21 protein-coding genes are annotated in these 25,893 nt (G+C 71.0%); 15 read left to right on the top strand and 6 right to left on the bottom strand.

Annotation, left to right across the window (positions count from 1 at the left end; all coding sequences use genetic code 11):
* Positions 1-251 precede the first annotated feature (251 nt).
* The gene (locus FDM97_RS27325) at positions 252-1,340 is read left to right on the top strand and encodes a branched-chain amino acid aminotransferase (RefSeq protein ID WP_137993177.1); all 1,089 of its coding nucleotides are present in this window, start codon (positions 252-254) and stop codon (positions 1,338-1,340) included.
* Between the two features lie 59 nt (positions 1,341-1,399).
* Here the strand turns inward: FDM97_RS27325 and FDM97_RS27320 are convergent, their stop codons facing one another.
* Positions 1,400-2,827: a cytosine permease gene (locus FDM97_RS27320; RefSeq protein ID WP_137993176.1), complete on the bottom strand. Its 1,428-nt coding sequence runs from the start codon at positions 2,825-2,827 to the stop codon at positions 1,400-1,402.
* A 151-nt stretch (positions 2,828-2,978) separates the two neighbouring features.
* On the opposite strand from FDM97_RS27320, the gene ureA reads away from it, so the two are divergent.
* The 5 genes from ureA (at position 2,979) to FDM97_RS27295 (ending at position 8,576) form a co-directional block, all read left to right on the top strand.
* Positions 2,979-3,677: an urease subunit gamma gene (gene ureA, locus FDM97_RS27315; protein ID WP_137993175.1), complete on the top strand. Its 699-nt coding sequence runs from the start codon at positions 2,979-2,981 to the stop codon at positions 3,675-3,677.
* The gene (locus FDM97_RS27310; protein WP_137993174.1) at positions 3,677-5,359 is read left to right on the top strand and encodes an urease subunit alpha; all 1,683 of its coding nucleotides are present in this window, start codon (positions 3,677-3,679) and stop codon (positions 5,357-5,359) included. Before ureA ends, FDM97_RS27310 begins: the two co-directional genes overlap by 1 nt.
* Positions 5,360-5,369: 10 nt before the next feature.
* A complete protein-coding gene (locus FDM97_RS27305) occupies positions 5,370-6,386 on the top strand; it encodes an agmatine deiminase family protein (protein ID WP_137993173.1) in 1,017 nt (338 codons plus the stop codon).
* Between the two features lie 156 nt (positions 6,387-6,542).
* Positions 6,543-7,166, top strand: coding sequence for a TetR/AcrR family transcriptional regulator (locus FDM97_RS27300; protein ID WP_137995054.1), 624 nt, complete (start codon positions 6,543-6,545; stop codon positions 7,164-7,166).
* Between the two features lie 75 nt (positions 7,167-7,241).
* Positions 7,242-8,576, top strand: a complete 1,335-nt coding sequence (locus tag FDM97_RS27295) for an MFS transporter (protein WP_137993172.1) — start codon at positions 7,242-7,244, stop codon at positions 8,574-8,576.
* 4 nt (positions 8,577-8,580) lie between these two features.
* Here the strand turns inward: FDM97_RS27295 and FDM97_RS27290 are convergent, their stop codons facing one another.
* Positions 8,581-8,886, bottom strand: a complete 306-nt coding sequence (locus FDM97_RS27290; RefSeq protein ID WP_137993171.1) for a putative quinol monooxygenase — start codon at positions 8,884-8,886, stop codon at positions 8,581-8,583.
* Between the two features lie 63 nt (positions 8,887-8,949).
* Here FDM97_RS27290 and FDM97_RS27285 point away from each other — a divergent pair, with 63 nt between their 5' ends.
* From FDM97_RS27285 to FDM97_RS27265, 4 genes are all read left to right on the top strand, one after another.
* Positions 8,950-9,585: a TetR/AcrR family transcriptional regulator gene (locus FDM97_RS27285; protein WP_137993170.1), complete on the top strand. Its 636-nt coding sequence runs from the start codon at positions 8,950-8,952 to the stop codon at positions 9,583-9,585.
* Positions 9,582-10,178 (top strand): DUF2867 domain-containing protein, encoded by a 597-nt coding sequence (locus FDM97_RS27280; RefSeq protein WP_137993169.1) that lies wholly within the window; start codon positions 9,582-9,584, stop codon positions 10,176-10,178. The genes FDM97_RS27285 and FDM97_RS27280 overlap by 4 nt, the downstream gene beginning before the upstream one ends.
* A gap of 282 nt (positions 10,179-10,460) precedes the next feature.
* Positions 10,461-12,080 carry a citramalate synthase gene (gene cimA / locus FDM97_RS27270; RefSeq protein ID WP_137993167.1) on the top strand — a complete coding sequence of 540 codons (1,620 nt, stop codon included), beginning with the start codon at positions 10,461-10,463 and terminating at the stop codon, positions 12,078-12,080.
* Positions 12,081-12,150: 70 nt separating this feature from the next.
* A complete protein-coding gene (locus FDM97_RS27265) occupies positions 12,151-13,497 on the top strand; it encodes a hypothetical protein (RefSeq protein WP_137993166.1) in 1,347 nt (448 codons plus the stop codon).
* 16 nt (positions 13,498-13,513) lie between these two features.
* Here FDM97_RS27265 and dnaN read toward each other — a convergent pair whose 3' ends face one another.
* Both dnaN and FDM97_RS27255 read right to left on the bottom strand, forming a co-directional pair.
* The gene (gene dnaN / locus FDM97_RS27260) at positions 13,514-14,653 is read right to left on the bottom strand and encodes a DNA polymerase III subunit beta (protein ID WP_137993165.1); all 1,140 of its coding nucleotides are present in this window, start codon (positions 14,651-14,653) and stop codon (positions 13,514-13,516) included.
* A gap of 130 nt (positions 14,654-14,783) precedes the next feature.
* A complete protein-coding gene (locus FDM97_RS27255; protein WP_137993164.1) occupies positions 14,784-15,398 on the bottom strand; it encodes a YceI family protein in 615 nt (204 codons plus the stop codon).
* Between the two features lie 262 nt (positions 15,399-15,660).
* On the opposite strand from FDM97_RS27255, the gene FDM97_RS27250 reads away from it, so the two are divergent.
* The 5 genes from FDM97_RS27250 to FDM97_RS27230 all read left to right on the top strand — a co-directional run bounded on the left by FDM97_RS27250 (position 15,661) and on the right by FDM97_RS27230 (position 24,542).
* A complete protein-coding gene (locus FDM97_RS27250) occupies positions 15,661-16,170 on the top strand; it encodes a hypothetical protein (protein WP_137993163.1) in 510 nt (169 codons plus the stop codon).
* Positions 16,171-16,300: 130 nt separating this feature from the next.
* Positions 16,301-20,143 (top strand): endo-alpha-N-acetylgalactosaminidase family protein, encoded by a 3,843-nt coding sequence (locus FDM97_RS27245; RefSeq protein WP_137993162.1) that lies wholly within the window; start codon positions 16,301-16,303, stop codon positions 20,141-20,143.
* Positions 20,144-20,252: 109 nt separating this feature from the next.
* Positions 20,253-22,583 carry a polysaccharide lyase 8 family protein gene (locus FDM97_RS27240; protein ID WP_137993161.1) on the top strand — a complete coding sequence of 777 codons (2,331 nt, stop codon included), beginning with the start codon at positions 20,253-20,255 and terminating at the stop codon, positions 22,581-22,583.
* 156 nt (positions 22,584-22,739) lie between these two features.
* Complete coding sequence (locus FDM97_RS27235; RefSeq protein ID WP_137993160.1) at positions 22,740-24,323, top strand: acyl-CoA carboxylase subunit beta; 1,584 nt, start codon at positions 22,740-22,742, stop codon at positions 24,321-24,323.
* A 15-nt stretch (positions 24,324-24,338) separates the two neighbouring features.
* Positions 24,339-24,542, top strand: a complete 204-nt coding sequence (locus tag FDM97_RS27230) for an acyl-CoA carboxylase subunit epsilon (RefSeq protein ID WP_137993159.1) — start codon at positions 24,339-24,341, stop codon at positions 24,540-24,542.
* Between the two features lie 174 nt (positions 24,543-24,716).
* On the opposite strand, the gene FDM97_RS27225 is transcribed toward FDM97_RS27230, so the two are convergent.
* A complete protein-coding gene (locus tag FDM97_RS27225) occupies positions 24,717-25,298 on the bottom strand; it encodes a GTP-binding protein (protein ID WP_050791473.1) in 582 nt (193 codons plus the stop codon).
* Positions 25,279-25,818 carry a DUF742 domain-containing protein gene (locus FDM97_RS27220; protein ID WP_137993158.1) on the bottom strand — a complete coding sequence of 180 codons (540 nt, stop codon included), beginning with the start codon at positions 25,816-25,818 and terminating at the stop codon, positions 25,279-25,281. The genes FDM97_RS27225 and FDM97_RS27220 overlap by 20 nt, the downstream gene beginning before the upstream one ends.
* Positions 25,819-25,893: the final 75 nt, after the last annotated feature.

Below are 25,893 nucleotides of genomic sequence, written 5' to 3'. Positions count from 1 at the left end.
ACTGACGTCATACACGACGCCACACACACAGCCGCCGGGTCGCATCAGCACCCGGCGGCTGTACCTATGCGGTCGCTGGGTGCCACCATCAGATTCATGGACCGCACGCACACCGTTTTCGTGCACCGTCGTCCACGGGCGATAATCGAACGTGGGGCCGCGGCATGCGGGAAAGCTCGGACGTCCTAGCAGAGCACTGATAGCGGCGTGAGCGCGGTCCGTCACACACAACCGGTGAAGGACAAGCACTCATGACGACGCCCACGATCGAGCTCAAGCCCTCCTCCAGCCCGCTGTCGGACGCGGAGCGCGAGGCGATTCTGGCCAACCCGGGATTCGGCCGCCACTTCACCGATCACATGGTGACCATCCGCTGGACCGAGGGCCGCGGCTGGCACGACGGCCAGCTCGTGCCGTACGGGCCGCTCTCCCTCGACCCGGCCACGAACGTCCTGCACTACGCGCAGGAGATCTTCGAGGGCCTGAAGGCGTACCGCCGTCCCGACGGCTCCGTCGCCACCTTCCGCCCGGACGCCAACGCGCGGCGCTTCCAGGCCTCCGCCCGCCGCCTGGCCATGCCGGAGCTGCCCGTCGAGACCTTCATCGAGGCCTGTGACGTCCTCGTCCAGCAGGACAAGGCGTGGGTCCCGGCGCACGGCGGCGAGGAGTCCCTCTACCTGCGCCCGTTCATGATCGCGACCGAGGTCGGTCTGGGCGTGCGGCCGGCGAACGAGTACCTCTTCGTCGTCATCGCCTCGCCCGCCGGACCGTACTTCCCCGGTGGCGTGAAGCCCGTCTCCATCTGGCTCTCCGAGGACCGCGTCCGCGCCGTCCCCGGCGGCATGGGCGACGCCAAGACCGGCGGCAACTACGCGGCCTCCCTCCTGGCCCAGGCCGAGGCGGCGGAGAAGGGCTGCGACCAGGTCGCCTACCTCGACGCCGTGGAGCACACGTGGGTCGAGGAGCTCGGCGGGATGAACCTGTACTTCGTGTACGAGGACCGCATCGTCACCCCCGAGCTGACCGGCTCCCTGCTCGCCGGCATCACCCGCGACTCGCTCCTGCGCCTCGCCGCGGACCTCGGCTACCGGCCCGAGGAGGGCCGGGTCTCCATCGACCAGTGGAAGGCCGACACCGAGAACGGCACGCTCAAGGAGGTCTTCGCCTGCGGTACGGCCGCGGTGATCACCCCGGTCGGCACGGTGAAGTCGGCCCGTGGCGAGTGGCAGCAGTCGGGCGGGCAGCCCGGTGAGGTCACGATGAAGCTCCGCGACGCGCTGCTCGCGATCCAGACCGGCAAGGCCGAGGACGTCCACGGCTGGACGCACGAGCTGGGCTAGTCGACACTCCGCCGACGACGAGGGCCCCCGGGGTACTCCCCGGGGGCCTTCGCGTGCGCTCAGGACGCGGCGAGTTCCTGTTCCTGCTCCCGTACGGCCTCCGGCGTGGCCGCCGTGCCCGGCGTCAGCACCGCGTACAGCGCGCCGCCGACCAGGCCGGACAGGATGAAGCTGCAGTCGATCCCGCCCGTCAGGGCGAGCAGCGGCCCCTCGTACAGGGGTGTCGACACCGACGCGAGGCCCACACCGGCACCGACCGCCCACGACAGCGTCGCGCGCGGGTGCCAGCCGGCCGTGAACCAGTACACCCCGCCCCGCGCCCGGCGGTTGTAGACCTGGAGCGCCTCCGGGTCGTACGCGCCCCCGCAGCGCGCGTGCCCGATCAGGGTGATCACCGCCCAGGGCGTACCGATCGCCGTGAGCAGCAGCACGAACGAGGTCATCGCGGTCTGCGCGTCCGAGGCGAAGTGGCCGAGGAAGACGAACGCCGTCGCGATCACCGCGACCACCAGCGTGGCCCGCGAGCGCGTCGCGCGCGGCAGGATCGCGTCCAGGTCGAGGCCCATCGAGTAGAGCATCAGACCCGCGTTGCCGACCGAGCCGGCGGTCGCCGCGAGCAGCAGCGGCACCAAGTACCAGACGGGGGAGGCCTCGACGAGCGGGCCCGCGTAGTCCAGACCGCCGCGCGCCGCCAACGCCGTGAACGTACCGAAGAGCTGAGGGATCAGCAGACCGGCCACGAGGCCCAGGCAGGTGGTCCGCCAGACGGTCTTCGCGCTGTGCCGCTCGGGGGATATGTAGCGGGTGTAGTCGCCGAGCAGCGTGATGAAGGCGACCGGGCCGCTGAGTCCGGCGGCGACCGCCGACAGCACCCAGGTCGGCCAGAACGAGCCGAGCAGGTACGGGGTTTCGGGCACGGGGGCCGTGGTGAAGTCGCCCGCGTACGCGACGAGGCCCAGCGCGAGCAGCAGGGTCATGCCGATCGCGAGGGCCTTGCTGAGCTTGAGCAGCAGGCGGTAGCCGTAGACCGCGGCGACGACCGTGCAGGCGGCGAGCACGGCGTACACCACCGTGTGCGTGACGTCGCCGGTCGGCAGGCCGATCAGCCGCTCCAACGTGCCGACCATGACGTCTCCGCCGATCCACAGCGTCAGCGCCGTGTAGCCGAGGGAGAGCAGCAGCCCGACCACCGAGCCGACGAGCCGTCCGCGTACGCCGAAGAAGGCGCCGCTGGAGGTGGAGAGGTTGGTCGCGGTGCGCAGTGAGACGAGCGCGAGCGGGGCGGTCACGGCGACACCGACGAGCGTGCCGGCCACGACGGAGGTCACCGAGGCCCACAGCCCGAGGCCGAAGGAGACCGGCAGCCACCCGAAGATGATCACTCCGAGGCAGAGGTTCGAGCCGAGCAGGATCGAGAGAAGGTCGCGCGGACCGCTGGTGCGTTCCGCTTCGGGGATGGTGTCGACTCCGCGCTGTTCTATCGGCATGGGTACTCCCTGCGGGGAAGAGGGGGCGGGGTGGGGGGTGGGGGAGATTTTGAGCGGCGCTCAATGTGACCCATGTCAGTGGACCACGTCAATGCTTGGATGTGAAGGTTTCAGCGTTTAGAGTGTTGCTCAAACAGGAGGTGTTTTCGACGTGCGACTGACCCCCACGGAACGCGACCGGCTGCTGATCTTCGGCGCCGCGGAGCTCGCCCGGGCCCGCCGGGCACGGGGCCTGCGGCTCAATGTGCCGGAGGCGACCGCCCTCATTGCGGACACCGTCTGCGAGGCGGCCCGCGACGGCAGGCGCCTCGCCGAGGCGATCGACGCCGCCCGGTCCGTACTCGGTCCGGACGACGTGCTGCCGGGCGTGGCCGATGTCGTCACCGAAGTGCATGTCGAGGCCGTTTTCGAGGACGGCTCGCGGCTCGCGGTCGTCTCCGACCCGATCGGCGGCGGAAACCTCGGCGACGGCGCCCCCGGCGCCCTGCTGCCCGGGCCCACCGAGGCCGAGCAACCCCCCACGCTGATCCTCAAGGTCCGCAACACCGCGACCGTCCCCGTCAGCGTCACCTCCCACTTCCACTTCTTCGAGTCCAACCCGCGCCTCGACTTCGACCGCGCCGCCGCGTACGGCATGCGGCTCGCCGTCCCCGCCGGGTCGTCGTTCCGCTTCGACCCGGACGGCGAGGCGGAGGTCGGACTCGTGCCGATCGGCGGCGGCCGCGTCGCCATCGGCTTCGCGGGCCTGGTCGACGGCCCGCTGGACGCGCCCGGCGCGAAGGAAGAGGCCCTGCGGCGCGCGGCGGCCTGCGGCTACCTGGGAGTACAGCTCACGAAGGAGGGCGAGTGATGGACCCGTACGAGTACGCATCGGTGCACGGCCCCCGCGCGGGCGACCGGGTCGTCCTGGGCGACTCCGGGCTCGTCGTCCGGGTCGAGTCGGACTCCCAGAAGCCCGGGGACGAGTTCCTCGCCGGCTTCGGCAAGACCGCCCGCGACGGGCTGCACCTCAAGGCGGCCGCCGTCCGTGAGACCTGCGACGTCGTGATCAGCAACGTCCTCGTGATCGACGCCGTTCAGGGCATCCGCAAGGTGTCCATCGGTATGCGCGAGGGCCGGATCCACGCCATCGGGCGCGCGGGCAACCCGGACACCCTCGACGGTGTCGACGTCGTCGTCGGCACCGGCACGTCGATCGTCTCCGGCGAGGGCCTGATCGCCACCGCCGGTGCTGTGGACACCCACGTCCACCTGCTGTCCCCCCGCATCATGGAGGCCTCCCTCGCCTCTGGTGTCACCACCATCATCGGACAGGAGTTCGGTCCTGTCTGGGGGGTTGGCGTCAACTCGCCATGGGCCCTGAAGCACGCCTTCAACGCCTTCGACGCCTGGCCGGTCAACATCGGCTTCCTCGCCCGCGGCTCGTCCTCGGACGCGGCCCCGCTGGTCGAGGCGCTCGCCGAGGGCGGCGCGTCCGGCTTCAAGGTCCACGAGGACATGGGCGCCCACACCCGCGCCCTGGACACCGCGCTGCGCGTCGCCGAGGACCACGACGTCCAGGTCGCCCTCCACAGCGACGGCCTCAACGAGTGCCTGTCCGTGGAGGACACCCTGCGCGTCCTCGACGGCCGGACCATCCACGCCTTCCACATCGAGGGCTGCGGCGGCGGACACGTACCGAACGTCCTCAAGATGGCGGGCGTGCCGAACGTCATCGGCTCGTCCACCAACCCCACGCTCCCCTTCGGCCGCGACGCGGTCGCCGAGCACTACGGGATGATCGTCTCCGTCCACGACCTGAAGACCGACCTCCCCGGCGACGCCGCCATGGCGCGCGACCGGATCAGGGCCGGGACGATGGGCGCGGAGGACGTCCTGCACGACCTCGGCGCGATCGGGATCACCTCGTCCGACGCGCAGGGGATGGGAAGGGCCGGCGAGACCGTACGCCGGACCTTCGCCATGGCCGGGAAGATGAAGGCCGAGCTGGGCCCGCTGGAGGGCGACGGCGCGCACGACGACAACGCGCGCGTGCTGCGCTACATGGCCAAGCTGACCATCAACCCGGCGATCGCCCACGGCCTCGCGCACGAGATCGGCTCGATCGAGGTCGGCAAGATGGCCGACATCGTGCTGTGGCGGCCGGAGTTCTTCGGCGCCAAGCCGCAGCTGGTGCTCAAGTCCGGCTTCCCGGCGTACGGGGTCGTGGGCGACCCGAACGCGGCCACCGACACCTGTGAACCGCTGGTTCTCGGGCCGCAGTTCGGGTCGTACGGAGCCACCCCCGCCGACATCTCGGTCGCCTTCGTCGCCCAGGCCGCCGTCGACCTCGGCTCCGACCGGATGCCGACCCGGCGCCGCCGGGTGGCCGTCCGCGGAACGCGCGGCATCGGCCCCGGCGACCTGCTCCTGAACTCCCGTATCGGCCAGGTGGGGGTGGACGGCCGGACCGGACTCGTGTCGCTGGACGGCGAACCGATCCGCTCAGAACCGGCCGCGTCCATCTCCCTGAACCGTCTCTACTTCCTCTAGGACTCCTCACATGACCTTCCGAATGCCGCCCGAGTGGGCCCCGCACGAGCGCACGTGGATGGCCTGGCCCAGCCCGAACCCCACCTTCACGAACGACGAGGAGCTGGCCGAGGCCCGTACCGCGTGGGCGTCGGTGGCTCGTGCCGTACGCCGCTTCGAGCCGGTGACGATGGTCGTCGGCCCGGGGGGAGCGGACTCCGCGCGCGAGCTGCTCGGTCCGGACGTCGAGCTCGTGGAGCGCGAGCTCGACGACGCCTGGATGCGGGACATCGGCCCCACGTTCGTGACCAACGGCACCGAACTGGCAGCCGTGGACTGGGTGTTCAACGGCTGGGGCGGGCAGGACTGGGCCCGCTGGGAGCACGACTCCAAGATCGCCCGTCACGTGGCGGACCTGGCAGGCGTCTCCGTGCTCTCCTCCCCCCTGGTGAACGAGGGCGGCGCGATCCACGTCGACGGCGAGGGAACGGTTCTGCTGACCGACACCGTCCAGCTCGGCGCGGGCCGCAACCCCGAGTGGACCCGTGAGCAGGTCGAGGCCGAGATCCACGCCAAGCTCGGCACGACGAAGGCGATCTGGCTCCCGCACGGCCTGACCGGCGACTACGGCCTCTTCGGCACCCAGGGACACGTCGACATCGTCGCCGCCTTCGCCCGCCCCGGCGTCGTGGTCGTCCACAGCCAGCAGGACCCGGCCCACCCGGACTACGAGCGCTCCCGGATGTACGTCGACATCCTCGGCCGCCAGACGGACGCGAAGGGCCGCCGCCTGGAGGTCGTGGAGATCCCGGCCCCGACCGTCCTGAAGGACGAGGAGGGCGACTGGGTCGACTACTCGTACATCAACCACTACCTCTGCAACGGCGGCGTGGTGCTCTGCGGCTTCGACGACCCGAACGACGAGATCGCGGCGGGCATCTTCCGCCGGCTGTTCCCCGAGCGGATCGTGACGCTGGTGGACGCGCGCGCGATCTTCGCGGGCGGGGGCGGCATCCACTGCATCACGCAGCAGCAGCCGAAGGTCTGAGACGCGGCGGTCCGGCCGCGGGCTGTGTGGCAGCCCGCGGCCGTGCCGTGCCGTGCGGTGCCGCGTGCGATGCCGTGCCGTGCCGTGCCGTCCCCGCACGCCGCCTTCGGGCGCCGGCCCGACGGGGCCATGAGGTAGAACGTATGCGTGAGCAGCATGAGCCCGAATCACCCCGCCTCTCCCCGTCGGCGCAACCATCCCGCCCCGCCCCGCGAGGACGTCCTCGCCGCCGCGATGGACACCATCGCCGAGCGCGGGCTCGACGGACTCACCATGGCGGGGCTCGGGCGTGAGGTCGGGATGAGCAGCGGGCACCTGCTCTACTACTTCCGGACCAAGGACGAGCTGCTCCTGCAGACCCTGGAGTGGAGCGAGGGGCGGCTCGGTGCCGAGCGGAGCGCGCTGTTGTCGCGGCCCGGGACCGCGCGCGAGCGGCTCGACGGATATGTCGACGTGTACATTCCCGACGGCCCCCGCGACCCGCACTGGACCCTCTGGCTGGAGGTCTGGAACCGGTCCCAGAACGCCACCGACGACGCCCGTGCCCGGCAGGCCGCCATCGAGGGGGCCTGGCACCGGGACCTGGTCGCGCTGATCGCCGAGGGCGTCTCGCGCGGGGAGTTCCGGGCGGTCGACCCGGACCGGTACGCCGCCCGGATGCGGGCCCTGCTCGACGGGTTCAGCGTCCATGTCGCGGTGGGTATCCCCGGCACCGGGCGCGAGCAAGTCCTCGCGCATGTACGGGAGTTCGTGGCCGAAACGCTGATCCGGCGACCGTAACGCACGCAAGTACTCCCGATCGTTGCCCGCGTCGGCCTTGTTGCGTCGATGTCACGTCCGGCAGCGTTCGGGGTCATGGGACGAGAGCACTGGAAGAAGATCTGGGTCGGTTCTGCCGGCAACATGGTCGAGTGGTTCGACTGGTTCGTGTACGCGAGTTTCGCGACCTACTTCGCGGGGGCGTTCTTCCCCGAGGGCAATGACACCGCCAAGCTCATGAACACCGCCGGCATCTTCGCCGTCGGTTTCTTCATGCGCCCCGTCGGCGGCTGGCTGCTCGGCCGCGTCGGCGACCGCAAGGGCCGCAAGGCGGCGCTCACCCTCACCGTGACGCTGATGTCCGCCTCCGCCCTACTGATCGCGATCGCGCCGACGTACTCCGTCGCCGGCTACGGCGGCGCCGCGGTCCTGCTGATCGCCCGCCTGCTCCAGGGCCTGTCGGTCGGCGGCGAGTACGCGGCCAGCGCCACCTATCTCACCGAGGCGTCCGCGCCGCAGCACCGGGGTTTCGCCTCCAGCTTCCAGTACGTGTCGATGACGGCCGGTCAGATCCTCGGCCTCGGCCTGCAGATCGTCCTCCAGCGCACGATGTCCGTGGAGGCGCTGCACAGTTGGGGCTGGCGCATCCCGTTCATCATCGGCGCGCTCGGCGCGGCCGTCGTCTTCTACCTGCGGCGCAACATGCTGGAGACGGAGGTGTACGAGGAGACCGCCGACGACGGGGTCGCGCACGGCGAGAAGGGCACCCTCAAGGCGCTCTGGGCGCACCGGCGCGAGGCGTTCCTCGTCATCGCCCTCACCATGGGCGGCACGGTGGCCTACTACACGTACACCACCTATCTGACGAAGTACCTCTCCAACTCCGCCGGGCTGCCCAAGCAGACGGCGACCCTGGTCTCGTTCTGCGCGCTGATCGTCTTCGCCTGTCTGCAGCCGCTCGCGGGCAGGCTGTCCGACCGGATCGGCCGCCGCCCGCTCCTGATCACCTTCGCGGTCGGCTCCACCTTCCTGACCGTGCCGATCATGACGATGCTCAGGAGCGCGGGCTCCTTCTGGCCGGCCCTCGGACTCTCGCTCCTCGCGCTGGTCGTCATCACGGGCTACACCTCGATCAACGCGTGCGTGAAGGCGGAGCTGTTCCCGACCGGCATCCGCGCGCTCGGCGTCGCCCTGCCGTACGCCATCGCCAACGCGCTTTTCGGCGGCACGGCCGAGTACGTGGCGCTGTGGTTCAAGGACGCGGGGATCGAGTCGGGCTTCTACTGGTACGTGGCGGGCTGCGCGGCCGTCTCGCTGATCGTGTACCTGACGATGCGCGAGACCCGCGACATCGACCTGGGCCGGGTGGGCAGGGGGCCGCGGGTGCCCGGCCAGGAGACGGCGGAGGCGGCGCCCGCGACCGCGCGCTGACCGGTCAGGACTCGACGAGTCCGAGGATCTCGCGAGGGCGTGACTCGCGGTCGTCGTAGGCGAGGTCGAGCCCTGCCCCCATCACGGCCGCGAGCGATGCGTCGCGCGCGCCCTCGGACTCCCACCGCACGATCGACACCACCGCGTCCCCCGCCGTCCAGCACTCGGCCGAGAGGCAGCCGGGGGTCCGTCGGAACTCCTCGGCGACCTGGTGGACGCGCGCGATGAACTCCTCGCGGTGAGCGGCGTGCGGGTAGTGGTGCGCCACCATCCCCACCTTGCCTGCCTTGCCTGCCTTGCCAGTCTTCATGAGGCCCTCCCCGGGCATCGGTCCGTCTTGCGGCACTGCACGGGTCCAAAGTAACCTACATACATGTCTGTACGTAAAGAGGGTCGCCGTACGCAGGCGGACCGGCGCGCCCGGACCAGGAACGCCCTGCTGGAGGCCGCGGCCCGCGGACTGTCCACGTACGGCTACGGCAACCTGGCGCTGGAGTGGGTGGCGAGCGAGGCGGGCTACACCCGGGGCGCCCTCTACCACCAGTTCGCCAACAAGGAGGAACTGGCGCTGGCGGTGGTGAAGTGGGTCGAGGAGACCTGGGCCGACGAGGTCGGCCGGCCCGCCGCGGAGACGGCCGACCCCGTGGAGGCGCTGCTCGCGACGGCGCGCGGCCATGCCGTCTACTGCCGCCGTGACGTGGCCCAGGTGATGAGGAAGCTGTGGGCCGAGTTCGCCGGGCGGGACCATCCCGTCGGCCAGGCGATCGCGGAGATCTTCGAGGGACTCGTCACCGAGTGCGCCGGACGGGTCGCGGCGGGGCGTGCGAGCGGCGCGATCCCTCCCGGCCCGCCACCCCAGGAGACGGCGCTGGCCTACCTCGGCACGCTCGAAGGGCTCGTCAGCCATCTCGCCGGCCATGTCCCGCACGACGTCGTCCTCGTCGAGAGGGCGATCCGGGGCGTCCTCGGTCTGCCGCCGTCCGATCCCCCTACGGAGGTCCCCGCATGAGACTGCCGAAGACCGCACACACCTCGCGCCCCTGGCGCATCCACGAACTCACCCCCGACTTCCAGGTCGAGGACGTGTGGGCGCTGCCGACGCCCGGCGGCCCGGACGACTTCCCCCGGCTGGTGGCGCAGACCGTCTCCGGCGACTTCCCGGAGGGCGCTCCCCTCGTCGTTCGCCTGCTGTGGGCGGCCCGGTGGAAGATCGGGGCGCTGCTCGGCCTGGACCGCGAGAAGGCCGGCCTCGGCTCCCGGGTGGCCTCGCTCAGGGACCGGCTGCCGCAGGACCTGCGCGACGCGCCCGCCGGGCCGGAGTTCCTCCCTTTCACCTCGGTCTACCTGCTGAAGGACGAGTGGGCGGCGGAACTGGCCAACAAGACCGTGCACACGGTCATGCACATGGGCTGGGTCGCTGACGCGTCGGGCGGCGGCTACCGCGGTCGGATGACGGTCCTGGTGAAGCCGAACGGACGGCTCGGCGCCGCCTACATGGCCCTGATCAAGCCGTTCCGGTACCTCTTCGTCTACCCGGCGCTGATGCGCAAGGTCGAGCGCGAGTGGAGTGCCCGTACGGATGGCTCGTCGCCCGCATCGTGAGACTGGCATCCCGCGTGCCGTGGGGGTATGGCAGACTGCCGACGTGCTTGCTACCACCATGATTATCGGCAGCAGCGCGCCGGTCCGCAGTGACCGCTGAACCGCGACTCGACCCCCGCGGCAGTGGACACCGTGCCCCAGACCCGCGCGCAGACCTCTCGCACCCGCGAGGGGTTTTTTCGTTTTCCGGCCCCACCATCGCCGGAAACGGACGACGCGTGAGAATGGGGGCAAGTGGATCCAGACCTTCCGGAGCCACATCCGACAGGAGCCATCACAGTCATGACCACGGAGACCGACGAGAGCCCGCGCCTCGACGACAGCTTCCATGTCTTCGACACGACGCTGCGCGACGGCGCGCAGCGTGAAGGCATCAACCTCACCGTCGCGGACAAGCTGACCATCGCGCGGCACCTCGACGACTTCGGCGTGGGCTTCATCGAGGGCGGCTGGCCCGGAGCCAACCCGCGTGACACGGAGTTCTTCGCCCGCGCCCAGCAGGAGATCTCCTTCAAGAACGCGCAGCTCGTCGCGTTCGGCGCGACCCGCAGGGCGGGCGGCAACGCGGCCGACGACCCGCAGGTCAAGGCGCTGCTGGACTCCGGCGCGCCGGTGATCACACTGGTCGCCAAGTCGCACGACCGGCATGTCGAACTCGCGCTGCGCACCACCCTGGACGAGAACCTGGAGATGGTCCGCGACACCGTCTCCTACCTGCGCTCCCAGGGCCGCCGGGTCTTCGTCGACTGCGAGCACTTCTTCGACGGCTACAAGGCCAACCCGCAGTACGCCAAGGACGTCGTCCGCACCGCGTACGAGGCAGGCGCCGACGTCGTCATCCTCTGCGACACCAACGGCGGCATGCTCCCCGCCCAGGTCCAGGCCGTCGTCGCCACCGTGATCGCCGACACCGGCGCCCGGCTCGGCATCCACGCCCAGGACGACACCGGCTGCGCGGTGGCCAACACCCTGGCCGCCGTCGACGCGGGCGCCACGCACGTCCAGTGCACGGCCAACGGCTACGGCGAGCGGGTCGGCAACGCCAACCTCTTCCCGGTCGTCGCCGCCCTGGAACTGAAGTACGGCAAGAAGGTGCTGCCCGACGGCGCACTGCGGGAGATGACCCGGATCTCGCACGCGATCGCCGAGGTCGTCAACCTCACGCCCTCCACCCATCAGCCGTACGTGGGCGTCTCCGCCTTCGCCCACAAGGCCGGTCTGCACGCCTCCGCGATCAAGGTGGACCCCGACCTCTACCAGCACATCGACCCCGAGCTGGTCGGCAACACCATGCGGATGCTCGTCTCCGACATGGCCGGCCGCGCCTCGATCGAGCTGAAGGGCAAGGAGCTCGGCGTCGACCTGGGCGGCGACCGCGAGCTGGTCGGCCGGGTCGTCGAGCGGGTCAAGGAGCGCGAGCTCAAGGGCTACACCTACGAGGCCGCCGACGCCTCCTTCGAGCTGCTGCTCCGGGAGGAGGTGGAGGGCCGCGCCCGCCGCTACTTCCGTACGGAGTCCTGGCGGGTGATCGTCGAGGACCGTCCGGACGGCCTGCACGCCAACGAGGCGACCGTGAAGATCTGGGCCAAGGGCCAGCGGATCGTCGCGACGGCTGAGGGCAACGACGGCCCGGTCAACGCGCTGGACCAGGCGCTGCTGACGAGCCTGGAGCGGTTCTACCCGCAGCTCGCCAAGTTCGAGCTGGTCGACTACAAGGTCCGCATCCTGGAGGGCCGCCACGGCACGGGTTCCGCGACGCGCGTCCTGATCACCACCAGCGACGGCAACGGCGAGTGGTCGACGGTGGGGGTCGGCGAGAACATCCTGGTCGCCTCGTGGCAGGCCCTGGAGGACGCGTACACCTACGGACTGCTGCGGGCGGGCGTCGAGCCCCCCGAGTAACGGCACGGATGTTCCGGGAGTCTCGTCCTCATATGTCTTGGCTTCACCCATTCGGGGTAGTTTCGATGGTATGAGGACCAGGCCGTTCCACCTTCTGTCGGCCCTCGCCGGGCTGGCGCTGCTGCTGCTCCTGGCCCTGGCGCCCTCCGCTGGGGCCGGGGTCACGGGGATATCCGACGTGGCCGCGGCTCTGAAGCAGGGCCCGGTGTACGTCGATCCGGGCGCCGCCGACCAGCTGTCGAAGGCGGACGCGGACGCCCTCGCCCAGAAGATCGAGGACGCGGACAAGCCGCTGTTCATCGCCGTGCTGCCCGCCACCGCCGAGTACCCGCCCGAGGATCTGCTGCGCAATCTGCGCACCCAGACCGGTGTGACGGGGCTGTACGGGGTCCGGCTCGGTGACGGGTTCGACGCCGCCGCCGACCGTGCGGTGATGTCCGCGGACGCCGTGGACAACCTGGTCACCTCCGTACGCCAGCCCGGTGTCGACGCCAGGACCGAGCTGAACAACTTCGTCGACCAGGCCCTGCCGACCCTGCGCGGCTCCGCGCCCGCCTCCTGGGGCACCGTGGGCACGGACGACCGTGTTCCCGTCGGCGGTCTGATCACCCTCGGCGCGGTCGTCGCCGCCGGCGGCGCGGGCGCGTACGCGATCGTCCGCCGCAACCGGCTCCGCAAGGAGGCCGAGGAGCGCGAGGCCCTCGACAAGCTCCGGGTCGTCGTCGACGAGGACATCACCGCCTTCGGCGAGGAGCTCGAACGGCTCGACTTCCACCCCGCCGAGCCCGGCGCCGACGACGCGATGCGCGACGACTACGAACGCGCGCTCGACTCGTACGACAAGGCCAAGTCGCTCATGGGCTCGGCCACGCGTCCGCACGACGTCCGCGGCGTGACCCAGCAGCTGGAGGACGGCCGCTGGTCGCTCGCCGTCCTGGCCGCCCGCCGCGAGTCCCGCCCGCTGCCCGAGCGCCGCCCGCCCTGCTTCTTCGACCCGCGCCACGGCCCCGCCACCGAGGACCGGACCTGGACCCCGGCCGGCGGCTCCGCCCGCGAGGTCCCGGTGTGCGCCGCCGACGCGGCCCGCCTCGACGACGGGCAGGAGCCTCTGGCCCGTACGGTCGATACGTACGACGGCCGCCGCCCGTACTGGGAGGCGGGACCGGCGTACGGTCCCTGGGCCGGGGGCTATTTCGGCGGCGGCATGCTCCCCGGTCTCCTCGTCGGCACCATGCTCGGCTCGATGCTCTCGACCCCGGCCTACGCCTCCGAGTACGGGGGCGGGGAGTTCGAGGGCGGCGACTTCTCCGGCGCGGAATTCAGCTCCGGTGACTTCGGGTCGAGCGACTTCGGCGGCGGTGGCGGTGGGTTCGGCGACTTCGGGGGCGGCGGGGACTTCGGCGGCGGCGGGTTCTGACCCTCGGTCCGAGATCTCAGACCAGAGGCTTCACCGACATCAGCAGGTGCTGGTGGACCCCGCCCGGCCGGTCGGTGATCAACGCGCGCTGGCCCGGTCCGAGCAGGTGGAAGCGGACGGAGTCGGTGGTGAACGAGCCGAGCGCGTCCAGGAGATACCCGGGGTTGAACGCGACCGTCATGGACTCCGCCCCGGTGAGCGTGGCCGGGAGCCGCTGGGAGGCCACGTCGTCCTCGTACCCGGCCTGGAGATGCACGGTCTCGCCGGCGAAGGCGAGCTGGACCGGACTGTCGCCCTCCGCCACGACGGCGACCCGCTTCACGGCCTCGACCAGCGGGGCCCGCTCCGTCACCGCGACCGCGTGCTCCCCGAGGGCGAACAGCTTGTCGTGGCGGGGGAGGCGGCCGTCGAGCAGCCGGGTCGTGGTCCGCATCCCCTCGCTCTCGAAGCCGACCGAGCCGCCGTCCAGGGCGAGCCTGACCGGCCCCGCGCCGGTGAGCGACCGGGCGATGTCGGTGAGCCGCCGGGCCGGGACCACGACATCGGCGGCCCCGGCAGCCTCGGCGCCCCCGCCCCCGCCCCCGCCCCCGTCCCCGCCCCCGTCCTCCGGCTTCCACTCCAGGGTGCGGACCGCGTACCGGTAGCGGTCGGTCGCCGCCAGCGTCATCGTCGTACCGTCCAGGGCGAGCCGTATCCCCGTGAGCACCGGCAGCGAGTCGTCCCGGCCCGCCGCCACCGCCACATGACCGACCGCCGCAGCGAAGGCGTCCGCGTCCACCACGCCCCGCAGCGCGGGGAGGGCGGGCTGGGCCGGATAGTCGTCCAACGGCAGCAGGGAGAGCCCGAAGCGGGCCTCCCCACCCGTCACGGAGAGCCGCGCCCCCTCGACCGCGCACTCCACACCGCCGTGGGGCAGCACCTTGCAGATGTCGAGCAGCCGCCGCCCCAGGACGAGCGCCCTGCCCTCCCGCACGGTGTCCGCCTCGACCTCGACGCACGCCGACGCCTCGTAGTCGAGCCCGGAGACCCGCAGCCGCCCGGGTCTCGCCTCCAGGAGCAGCCCGCCGAGCACCGGCACGGGGGAGCGCGCGGGCAGGACGCGGGCCGCCCACGTCACCGCTTCGGTCAAGTCGCCGCTGTCGATACGGAATTCCATGCCGCCGACGCTAGCGGCTCCCACTGACAAGAGGGCCGGACGAGCACGCCGAGCGCCCGCCCTCCGTCGTGACGGAGAGGCGGGCGCGCTCGTGTGTGCCGCAGGGGACTCGGGACGGATCCCGTCGGACTCAGCCGGCGTTCTTGATCGCGGAGATGTCGAAGTTCAGCTTCACCTTGTCGCTGACCATGACACCGCCCGTCTCCAGGGCCGCGTTCCAGGTCAGGCCCCAGTCGGAGCGCAGGATCTCCGCCGAGCCCTCGAAGCCGACGCGCTCGTTGCCGTAGACGTCGGTGGCCGCGCCGTTGAACTCCAGGTCGATGGAGAGCGGCTTCGTCACGTCCTTGATCGTGAGGTCGCCCTTGATGCGGTACGTGTCGCCGCCCAGCTGCGCGGCCTCCGTGGAGCGGAAGGTCATCAGCGGGAACTGCTCGGCGTCGAAGAAGTCACCGCTGCGCAGGTGGCCGTCGCGGTCGGCGATGCCCGTGTCGATGGAGGCGATCTTGACGTCGATCGAGGCGGTGGAGGCGCCCGGGTCCGAGCCGTCCAGCGTCAGCGTGCCCTCGTGCTCGGCGAAGGTGCCGCGCACGTTGGTGACCATCGCGTGACGGACGGTGAAGCCGATGCTGCTGTGCGCCGGGTCGATCGTGTAGTCGCCGGTCAGCGCGGCCAGCGCCGGGTCGACGGGGAGGGTGGCGACGGTGGTGGCGGTGGTCTCGTTGCTCTTGCGGCCGAAGATGCCCATGACGTGCTCCTTGGGGACGGTGCGCGGGATGACGCGGGGCGGGATGCCCTGCTTGTTGAACCTTCAACGAGAACGACCGTAACTCCATTCCGTTCAAGTTTCAACATCTTCTGGTCCGGTTCTTCGACATTCACCGAAAAGTGGCGCCGACCCCTGGCGGACGCGCGTAGACCTCGGGCACCATCTCCTTGCTCGACCGGAACTGCTTGCTCCACCTGCACCACCGTCCCGCTCGTCACGGTCATCAGCAGGAGGCACCCCTATGAAGCTCCGCTCGGTCCTCACCGCCCTCGCCCTCGTCCTGGGAGCGCTCTTCGCCCCCGGCGTCGGCGTCCTCACCGCCGCCACCGACGCCCACGCGGTCACCAAGATCAGCCACGCCACCGCGATCTCGATGTTCCGCAACTCCGGAATCACGTGGTCCTCGTCCGGCGGCTGCTCCGACCGCTACAACTCGACCTGCACGTCCTTCGAGCAGCTCAACCTTGCCACCGCGAAGGGTGCCCAGACCCTCAAGAGCGCCAGCGGCTGCGCCCTGAACATCACGGGCGGCACCGAGGTCGGACACGCCAGTGGCACGTACTCGCACTGGAACGGCTACAAGCTCGACTACAGCAAGTACACCTGCGTCGGGAACTACATCAAGAACAACTTCAGCTACATCGGCCTGCGCGGTGACGGGGCCCCGCAGTGGAAGTCGGGCTCGGGCAACATCTACGCCGACGAGGGCAACCACTGGGACGTGACGTACTACAACTGCGGCGGCTGCTGACCGCCGTCCCCGCGCCGAGAAGCCCTCTTCGGTGGTCACTTGGACTAACCGAAGGGGGTTGTTGGACTGCTGGGGCCGCCGGGGCGCGATCTCGTTGACGGTGTCGCGCGCCCCGGGCCAACTAGTCCCCATGTCCCTCCCCAAGCCCCTCCCCACGTCGCGAAGAATCCGTGCGGCCTGCGCGCTCGCCGTCGCCTCGTCGGTCGTGTTCGCCCTGCCCGGACCGGCGGTCGCCGAAGCCCCCGTGTCACCGGCGGCCGAAGCCGTCATCGGCTCCGAACAGCTCGCCGTCGCCGTCGCCGAGGACTTCCCCCGCGTCGTCTCGTACATGGACCGCGGCACCGGCGCTCGCCTCCTCGGCAGTACGGCCCCGGTCACCCAGGTCGTCCTCAACGGCACCGCCTACGCCGTCCAGGCCAAGGCCGCCCCCGTCCTGACCGCCACCACCGCCGCGTACACCCTCGCCTTCCCCGACCTGCCCGGCGTCGAGATCGACGCGACCCTGAGCGTCAGCGGCCGGGCCACCACCTTCAAGGTCACCGCCGTCCGCGACACCGAGACCTTCCGGGTCGGGACCCTCGACATACCCGGCCACGACCTGGTCTCCGTCGGCTCCTCGGACACCGGCGCCCAGACCGCGTTCACCCGGCTCGACCCCGACTCCACCCGTACCGCCGACGTCTTCGCCGACATCACCGACGCCACCCCGGCCGAGGCCGCCCCCGCGGGCGCCAGTTACGCGATCGTCAACACCGGCCGGCTCGCCGCCGCCGTCGAGTCCAACTCCTCCTACGACAAGCCCGCAGGACCGAGCGCCCGCGACGGCGCCCGCTTCTGGCACCAGGCCCGCAGGACCGCGACCGAGACCCGCGTCGGCGTCTGGTCCGGCCAGTGGACCTACCGCGGCGCCGGCGCCCCCGCCCCCGAGAGCGGCGACAACCTCCCCTGGGCCAAGGTCGTCGTCACCCCCGACGCCAACGCCGACGGCAGGACCGACTGGCAGGACGGCGCCCTCGCCTTCCCCGCCATCGGCATCAAGGCCCCCGGCAGCGATGAGACCCCGGACCGGGTCGTCGCCCACATCCCGTTCAACTTCGCCTCCAACGCCACCCACCCCTTCCTGCGCACCCTCGACGACGTCAAGCGGATCTCCCTCGCCACCGACGGCCTCGGCCAGTTCGCGCTGCTCAAGGGGTACGGCTCCGAAGGCCACGACTCCGCCCACCCCGACTACGGCGGCAACTACAACAAGCGCGCCGGCGGCCTCGCCGACCTCAACACCCTCCTGAAGGAGGGCAAGAAGTGGGGCGCCGGCTTCGGCGTCCACGTCAACGCCACCGAGTCGTACCCCGAGGCGAAGAACTTCAGCGAGACGCTCGTCGACAAGACCAGGCCCGGCTGGAACTGGCTGGGCCAGAGCTACTACATCGACCAGCGCCGGGACATCAACAGCGGCGACCTCGCCCGCCGTTTCCAGCAGCTCAGGAACGAGACCGACCCGAACCTGTCGATGCTCTACATCGACGTCTACTACACGCACGGCTGGATCGCCGACAAGACCGTCCAGGCTGTTCAGTCGCAGGGGTGGAACGTCGCCACCGAGTGGTCCGAGAAGTTCGAGCGCGCCTCGCTCTGGTCCCACTGGGCCAACGACCTCGACTACGGCGGCGCCACCAACAAGGGCCTCAACTCCCGGATCATCCGCTTCATCCGCAACGGCGAGAAGGACGTCTGGAACAACCACCCGGTCCTCGGCCAGACCGCCCTCGAGGACTTCGAGGGCTGGACAGGCGAGACCGACTGGAACCGCTTCTACGCCAACATCTGGCAGAAGAACCTGCCGGCCAAGTACCTCCAGCAGCAGCGCATCACCCGCTGGAACGGCGACGACCTCACCTTCACGGGCGGCGTGCGCGGCACCGTCGAGAACGGCCGCCGCACCTTCTACGACAACGGCCGCAAGGTCCTCGACGGCGAGAACTACCTCCTGCCCTGGGGCGGCGGCACGAAGCTGTACCACTACAACAAGGCGGGCGGGAAGACCAGTTGGGCGGTGCCCGGCACCGGCTCGTACTCCGTCCACAAGCTCACCGACAACGGCCGCGTGAAGACCGGGACGGTACGGCCGAGCGGCGGGAAGATCACCCTCGACGCCGTCGCCGGACAGCCCTACGTCCTCTACCCGAGCGTCGCCCCCGAGCCGCGCGACCCCCGCTGGGGCGAAGGCACCCCGGTCAAGGACCCCGGCTTCAACGACGCCAAGCTGGCCGCCTGGAGCACGGCCGGGACCGTCGCCCGTGACACCGACGGCCAGGGCCGCAACAGCGCGAAGCTCACCGGCTCCGCGACCGCGTCCGTACGCCAGCAGATCACCGGCCTGACACCCGGCTCGCGCTACACCGCCTCCGTCCTGATCGAGGTCGCCCCCGGGAAGTCCCGCCCGACCACCCTCTCCGTCGCCGGCGCGGCCGCCACCGTCGCGCGCTCCGCCCTGGAGGACCGGGTCGCCGCCTCCGACTGGAACGGCACCCACTTCCAGCGCGCCAAGGCCACGTTCACCGCCCCCGCCACCGGGACGGCGACCCTGAAGATCGAGGCCGCGGGCGGCAGCGCCGCCGCCGTCCGGATCGACGACGTACGGATCGTCGCCAACAACCCGGCGACGAAGGCCGGAGCGCTCGTGTACGAGGACTTCGAGGCCGTCGACCAGGGCTGGGGACCCTTCCTCAAGGGCGACTCGGGCGGCACCACCGACCCGCGCACCCACATCGCCCAGCTGAACGCCCCGTACACCCAGGCCGGCTGGAACGGAAAGCTGATCGACGACGTCATCAGCGGCGCCGAGTCGCTGAAGTCCCACGACGAGAACAGCGGCCTGGTCTACCGGACCGCGCCCTGGACCGTGCCGATGAAGGACGGGCACAGCTACCGGATCGCGTACGACTACCAGTCCAGCCACGCGGGCGCCTACGAGTGGGTCACCGGCTACGACCGTACGAACGGCACCTCCGTCGAGACCCGGCGCACGCCCCTCGGGCAGCAGCGGACCACAGGGCACTTCACCGAGACGGTGACGGCCGGCTGCGGCGACACCTGGACCGGACTGCGCAAGCGCGCCGACGCCCCGGACGGGGCCGACGTCGTCCTCGACTCCTTCACCGTCACCGACCTCGGCCCCGCAGCGGAGAAGGCCGCCTGCGGCACACTCACCCTCGCCGCCCCGGAGACCCTGGAGCCGGGCCGCGCGAACGAGGTGACGGCCACCTTCGCCAACGACGAGGCGAGCGCCGTCACCGGAGCCACGGCCGCCCTCGAACTCCCCGAGGGCTGGACCGCCGAACCGGCCGCCCCGGTCGCCTTCGAGACGGTCGCGGCGGGCGCGAAGGCCACCGCCACGTGGAAGGTGACACCCCCGGTGGACGCGGCCTACCGCACGTACCCGCTCGGCTCCACGCTCACGTACGGCCTCGGGGGAGAGGCGCGGAAGCTGACCGCCGCCACCAGCGTCCGCACGCTGCCTCCGCCGCCCACCACGGACAGCTGGGCGAGCGATCTGGACTGGACCTCGGCCACCAACGGCTGGGGACCCGTCGAGCGCGACGTGTCCAACGGAGAGACGGGCACCGGTGACGGCGGCCCGCTGCGGATCGGGGGAGTGACGTACGCGAAGGGCCTGGGCACCCACGCCCCGGCCAAGGTCCGCTACTACCTGGGCGGAAGGTGCACCTCCTTCACCGCCGAGGTCGGCGTGGACGACGTCCAGACCACCCGCGGCACCGTCCGGTTCAGCGTCCTCGCCGACGGTACGCAGAAGGTGGCGTCGCCGGTCCTGGGGGCGAGGGACGCGGCGTGGTCGCTGACCGCCGACGTCTCCGGGGCCACGTACGTCGAGCTGGTCGTCGGGGACGGCGGTGACGGCAACGGCAACGACCACGCGGACTGGGGGAACGCCCGGTTCCACTGCGGAGGGTGAGGACAGGAAAGCGCTTGCACCAAAGCGTGCGGTGCTCATTGATTGCGTCGGAAAGCGGCTGCTACACCGGGCGCCAACAGGTCTACACCACTGCCCCCGGGAGGCTTCCGTGCCCGAACCCGCCGCTCTCGCCTGGTCCCGCCGCACCTTCCTGATCACCGCGTCCGCCACGGCCGCGGCCCTCGGACTCCCCCCTCTCGCCCACGCGGCGGAGGGGGAGTTCGAGGCGCTGCGGCTGCGCTGGCTCGACATCCAGCTCGGCGCCGGCTTCGACCCCGGCGCCGAGCCCTACGCCTCCCGCCTCGCCGAGACCGGCGACCTCGCCCGTACGTTCCGGGCCTCCATGGCCCCCACCGACACCTCCCTCTGGCCCGGCTACTCCTTCGACCCGCCCTCCGGCATCACCCAGAGCTACGGCCGCCTGTGGACCATGACCCAGGCGTACGTACAGGCAGGCACCGGCCTCACCGGCGACGCCGGTCTCCTCGCCGACGTCCTGCGCGGCCTCGACCATCTCTCCGCCCGGATCTTCCACCCCGGCACCACCCGCTACGGCAACTGGTGGGAGTGGCAGATCGGCAGCCCCCGCCTCCTGATGGACATCGTCGCCGCGCTCCACCCGCACCTCGGCGCCGAGCGGATCGCCGCCGCCTGCGCCGCCGTCGACCACTTCGTGCCCGACTCCGTGCTCACGCACTACAGCGGCACCTCCACCGGCGCCAACCGCGTCGACCTCTGCCGCTCCGTCGCCCTGCGCGGCATCCTCGGCGCGAACCCCGCCAAGGTCGCCCTCGCCCGGGACGCCCTCTCGCCCGTCTTCCCGTACGTGACCCAGGGCGACGGCCTCTACGCCGACGGCTCGTTCGTCCAGCACACCTGGGTCGCGTACTCGGGCACGTACGGACAGGTCATGCTCGACGGCCTCGGCCGTCTCTTCACCCTCCTCGCGGGCTCCAGCTGGGCCGTCACCGACCCCGCCCGGCAGATCATCCTCGACAGCGTCGAGAAGGCCTACGCGCCCCTGATCCACGACGGCCTGATGATGGACAGCGTCAACGGCCGTGCCATCAGCCGCGGTCACCTGAAGAACGACGAGCGGCAGATCATGCGCTCCGACCACTTCCACGGCCAGGGGATCATCGCCGCCATCGCCCTCCTCGCGGGCGGAGCCGGCGCCGCCGAGCGCGAGCGGTGGCACGCGCGCGTGAAGGGCTGGATCGAGCGGGACACCGTCTCCCCGATCCTCTCCGCCCGCCAGTTCGGCGTCGCCGACCTCGCCCGGCTGCACGCCGTCGCCGACGCGCCCGTCCCCGCCGCGCCCGAGCCGACCGGGCACCGGCTCTTCGCCTCCATGGACCGGGCCGTGCACCGCCGCCCCGGCTGGGCCGCGAACATCTCCATGGCCTCCGACCGCATCGCGTACTACGAGTGCGGCAACGGGGAGAACCCGCGCGGCTGGCACACCGGGGCCGGAATGCTCTACTGGTGGGGGCCGGGCCAGGGCGGCCAGTACACCGACTGGTTCTGGCCGACCGTCGACCCCTACCGACTGCCCGGCACCACCGTCTCCACCCGGCGGCTCGCCGACCGGGCCGGCGGCGAGTGGGGCGCGCCCAAGCCGGCCGTCCGGTGGGTCGGCGGCGCCACCGACGGCGAGTTCGCCGCCGTCGGACAGCACCTCAAGGGCCTCGGCTCCACCCTGGAGGCCCGTAAGTCCTGGTTCTGCGCGGCGGACACCGTCATATGCCTCGGGGCCGGAATCACCGCCGCCGACGGCGTCCCCGTCGAGACGGTCGTCGACAACCGCAACCTCGGGGATGGGGGTATGCACGCGCTCACCCTCCACGACCGCTGGGCGCACCTCGAAGGACACGGCGGCTGGGTCTTCCCCGAGGGCGCTGCGAACCTCCGGACGCTGCGCGAGGACCGGACCGGGGCCTGGAGCGACATCAACACCACCAGCTCCACCGAGCGCCGCACCCGCACCTACCAGACCCTCTGGTTCGACCACGGCACGGACCCGGCGGGGGCGACGTACGCGTATCTGCTGATGCCGGGCGCCTCCCCGCGCACCCTGGCCGCCCGCGCCGCCGACGACGGCTGGTTGCGGATCCTCGACAACAGCGCCGACCGGCAGGCCGTCCACGTCCCGTCCCTCGGACTCACGGCCGCGAACCTGTGGCGGGCCGGTACGGTGGGACGCCTGACGGCCACGGCCCCGGCGAGTGTGCTCGTACGGCGCGGACGCTCCGTTCTCGACCTCCGGATCAGTGAGCCGCCGCGCACCGGACAGCCTCTCGAACTGGTCTGGGACCAGCCGGTCCGCCGGGTGATCAGCCACGATCCCTCGGTGGAGGTGCTCGACGCAGGGCGCTCGCTGCGGCTGCGGATCACCCCCGGTACCGCGGGCGCCACGCACCGCTGCGAGGTGGCGTTCTAGCGCCTCTGTGTAGGAACCCCACAAACGCGAGGGGTGTCTGGCTGTCGACTCGGCCTCGGCCGCCCATGGTTCTGTCCTACTCCACCAGGAATCGACGCGGGAGACTGTACGGAGTCAACGGCGGGATTTGCTTGGTCGGCTTCGTAGGGTCGGTACATGACCGTTGTGGACCAGACTCCGAGCGAGCCGACCGACGCCCGTGGCCGCGTGGCCGAGCTGCACGCCCTGCGTGAGCAGGCGCGGCGAGGACCGAGCGACCGGGCGACCGAGGCCCAGCACGCCAAGGGCAAGCTGACCGCTCGCGAGCGCATCGAGCTGCTGCTCGACCCTGGTTCCTTCAACGAGGTCGAGCAGCTGCGCCGGCACCGCGCCACCGGCTTCGGCCTGGAGGCCAAGAAGCCGTACACCGACGGTGTGATCACCGGCTGGGGCACGGTCGAGGGCCGTACGGTCTTCGTCTACGCGCACGACTTCCGGATCTTCGGCGGCGCGCTGGGCGAGGCCCACGCCACCAAGATCCACAAGATCATGGACATGGCCATCGCGGCCGGTGCCCCGCTGGTCTCCCTGAACGACGGCGCCGGCGCCCGTATCCAGGAGGGCGTCTCGGCCCTCGCCGGCTACGGCGGCATCTTCCAGCGCAACACCCGGGCCTCGGGTGTCATCCCGCAGATCTCGGTGATGCTCGGCCCTTGTGCCGGTGGCGCGGCGTACAGCCCCGCCCTCACCGACTTCGTCTTCATGGTCCGCGAGACCTCGCAGATGTTCATCACCGGCCCGGACGTCGTCAAGGCGGTCACGGGTGAGGAGATCACCCAGAACGGGCTCGGCGGCGCGGACGTGCACGCCGAGACCTCCGGCGTCGCGCACTTCGCGTACGACGACGAGGAGACCTGCATCGCCGAGGTGCGCTACCTCCTGTCGATGCTGCCGCAGAACAACCGCGAGAACCCGCCGACCGTCGCCTCCGAGGACCCGGCGGACCGCCGCTCGGACGTCCTGCTCGACCTGGTGCCCGCCGACGGAAACCGTCCGTACGACATGCACAAGGTGATCGAGGAGCTCGTCGACGACGGCGACTACCTGGAGATCCACGAGCGCTGGGCCCGCAACATCATCTGCGCGCTGGCCCGTCTGGACGGGCAGGTCGTCGGCATCGTCGCCAACCAGCCGCAGTCGCTGGCGGGCGTGCTGGACATCGAGGCGTCCGAGAAGGCTGCCCGTTTCGTCCAGATGTGCGATGCTTTCAATATCCCGATCGTCACCCTTTTGGACGTCCCCGGCTTCCTGCCGGGCGTTGACCAGGAGCACGGTGGGATCATCCGCCACGGCGCGAAGCTGCTGTACGCGTACTGCAACGCGACCGTGCCGCGGATCTCGCTGATCCTGCGCAAGGCCTACGGAGGCGCGTACATCGTCATGGACTCCCAGTCCATCGGTGCCGACCTGACGTACGCCTGGCCCACCAACGAGATCGCGGTGATGGGCGCCGAAGGTGCCGCCAACGTCATCTTCCGCAAGCAGATCGCGGAGGCCGAGGACTCGGAGGCCATGCGGGCCCGCATGGTCAAGGAGTACAAGGCCGAGCTGATGCACCCGTACTACGCGGCGGAGCGGGGCCTGGTCGACGACGTGATCGACCCCGCAGAGACGCGGGAGGTCCTCATCCGGTCCCTCGCCATGCTCCGCACCAAGCACGCCGACCTGCCGTCCCGCAAGCACGGCAACCCGCCTCAGTAAGAGGAGCCCACAGAAGTGACCACGCCTGCCACAGCCAACCTTCTCCGTGTCGAGAAGGGCCACGCCGACCCCGAGGAGCTGGCCGCGATCACCGCGGTGCTGCTCGCCCGCGCCGCCGCCCAGCCGGCCGAGGCGTCCGCCGACGGCCGCTCCACGGCCGGCTGGCGCCGCCTGGAGCGCCAGTCGGGCTTCCGCCCCTCCCACTCCTGGCAGGGCTGACCCCGAACGCCACGAAGGCCCCCCGTCCTACAAGGGACGGGGGGCCTTCGCGTATGCCCACGAGACGCGCCAGACGCTTCAGACGCTTCAGACGCGCCAGACGCCGAGGCGCCGGGAGACGAAAAGGCCCCGCACCGGACCGGTGCGGGGGCCTTCGTACAACCGTCGGGACGGCTACCGCAGGCGGGCCATGAGGGCGTGCTCGACCAGGGTGATGAGCGCGCTCTTGGCGTCCGCGCGGTGGCGGGCGTCGGTGGTGATGATCGGCGTGTCCGGGCCGATCTGGAGGGCCTCACGGACCTCCTCCGGGTTGTACGGCTGGTGGCCGTCGAACCCGTTCAGCGCGATGACGAACGGCAGGCCGCTGTTCTCGAAGTAGTCGACCGCGGGGAAGCAGTCGGCGAGACGGCGCGTGTCGACCAGGACCACGGCGCCGATGGCACCGCGGACCAGGTCGTCCCACATGAACCAGAAACGGTCCTGACCCGGCGTACCGAAGAGGTACAGGATCAGGTCCTGGTCCAGGGTGATACGGCCGAAGTCCATCGCGACAGTCGTCGTCGTCTTGTCGCCGGTGTGGGTGAGGTCGTCGATGCCCGCGGACGCAGACGTCATGACGGCCTCGGTACGCAGCGGGTTGATCTCCGAGACGGCGCCGACGAACGTGGTCTTGCCCACGCCGAAGCCGCCCGCCACCACGATCTTCGCGCTGGTGGTTGAACGGGCCGCGCCGCCGCTAGAGCTTGCGAAGTCCACTGAGCACCCTTTCGAGCAGTGTCACGTCTGGCTGACCGCCGGCGGCTTCGTCGCCGCCGGGCTGGTGGATGGCGACAAGTCCGGCCTCCGCCAGGTCGGCGACGAGGATACGGGCAACGCCGAGGGGAATGGAGAGAAGTGCCGAGATCTCCGCGACCGACTTGATCTCGAAGCACAGCCGGCAGATCCGCTGGTGCTCGGGCAACTGCCCCTGCAGCCGGGACGGATCGGCCGTCGTACTGACCAGCGCCTCGATGGCGAGCTGGTAACGCGGCCGGGTCCGGCCGCCTGTCATGGCGTACGGGCGCACAAGCGGGTTGTGCTTGCCCTGACCGCCCGCCCCGCGCGAGGCGCCGGGCGCGCCCACGGGAGCCTGCTGGGCCTGCGGCTGCTGATAGGGCTGCGGTACGCCCTGTCTGCTCGGGGTGGAGGGAAAGTTGAACCGGTTCTGCGCGGCATCACCGTGCGGCTGCGATCCGTCAAAACCGTTGTAAGGGCGTCCGCCCGGGGGTGTACCCACGTTTCCTCCTCCGACTGCCTCGCGGTCCATGTCCCTGTGGAGCCGCGCCACCGCACCTTACGGTGCGGTGGCGTG

Origin of the sequence: Streptomyces vilmorinianum (assembly GCF_005517195.1) — a bacterium.
GTDB classification, from domain to species: Bacteria; Actinomycetota; Actinomycetes; order Streptomycetales; family Streptomycetaceae; genus Streptomyces; species Streptomyces vilmorinianum.
This window is presented reverse-complemented; position numbering and strand designations above follow the sequence as displayed.

Coding starts and splice junctions, on each gene's coding strand:
- FDM97_RS27235 (WP_137993160.1), top strand. CDS start 22,740: ATGACCGTTGTGGACCAGACTCCGAGCGAGCCGACCGACGCCCGTGGC.
- FDM97_RS27250 (WP_137993163.1), top strand. CDS start 15,661: ATGAAGCTCCGCTCGGTCCTCACCGCCCTCGCCCTCGTCCTGGGAGCG.
- FDM97_RS27255 (WP_137993164.1), bottom strand. CDS start 15,398: ATGGGCATCTTCGGCCGCAAGAGCAACGAGACCACCGCCACCACCGTC.
- FDM97_RS27305 (WP_137993173.1), top strand. CDS start 5,370: ATGACCTTCCGAATGCCGCCCGAGTGGGCCCCGCACGAGCGCACGTGG.
- FDM97_RS27295 (WP_137993172.1), top strand. CDS start 7,242: ATGGGACGAGAGCACTGGAAGAAGATCTGGGTCGGTTCTGCCGGCAAC.
- FDM97_RS27310 (WP_137993174.1), top strand. CDS start 3,677: ATGGACCCGTACGAGTACGCATCGGTGCACGGCCCCCGCGCGGGCGAC.
- FDM97_RS27290 (WP_137993171.1), bottom strand. CDS start 8,886: ATGAAGACTGGCAAGGCAGGCAAGGCAGGCAAGGTGGGGATGGTGGCG.
- dnaN (WP_137993165.1), bottom strand. CDS start 14,653: ATGGAATTCCGTATCGACAGCGGCGACTTGACCGAAGCGGTGACGTGG.
- FDM97_RS27320 (WP_137993176.1), bottom strand. CDS start 2,827: ATGCCGATAGAACAGCGCGGAGTCGACACCATCCCCGAAGCGGAACGC.
- FDM97_RS27265 (WP_137993166.1), top strand. CDS start 12,151: ATGAGGACCAGGCCGTTCCACCTTCTGTCGGCCCTCGCCGGGCTGGCG.
- FDM97_RS27325 (WP_137993177.1), top strand. CDS start 252: ATGACGACGCCCACGATCGAGCTCAAGCCCTCCTCCAGCCCGCTGTCG.
- FDM97_RS27245 (WP_137993162.1), top strand. CDS start 16,301: ATGTCCCTCCCCAAGCCCCTCCCCACGTCGCGAAGAATCCGTGCGGCC.
- FDM97_RS27300 (WP_137995054.1), top strand. CDS start 6,543: ATGAGCCCGAATCACCCCGCCTCTCCCCGTCGGCGCAACCATCCCGCC.
- FDM97_RS27280 (WP_137993169.1), top strand. CDS start 9,582: ATGAGACTGCCGAAGACCGCACACACCTCGCGCCCCTGGCGCATCCAC.
- cimA (WP_137993167.1), top strand. CDS start 10,461: ATGACCACGGAGACCGACGAGAGCCCGCGCCTCGACGACAGCTTCCAT.
- FDM97_RS27285 (WP_137993170.1), top strand. CDS start 8,950: ATGTCTGTACGTAAAGAGGGTCGCCGTACGCAGGCGGACCGGCGCGCC.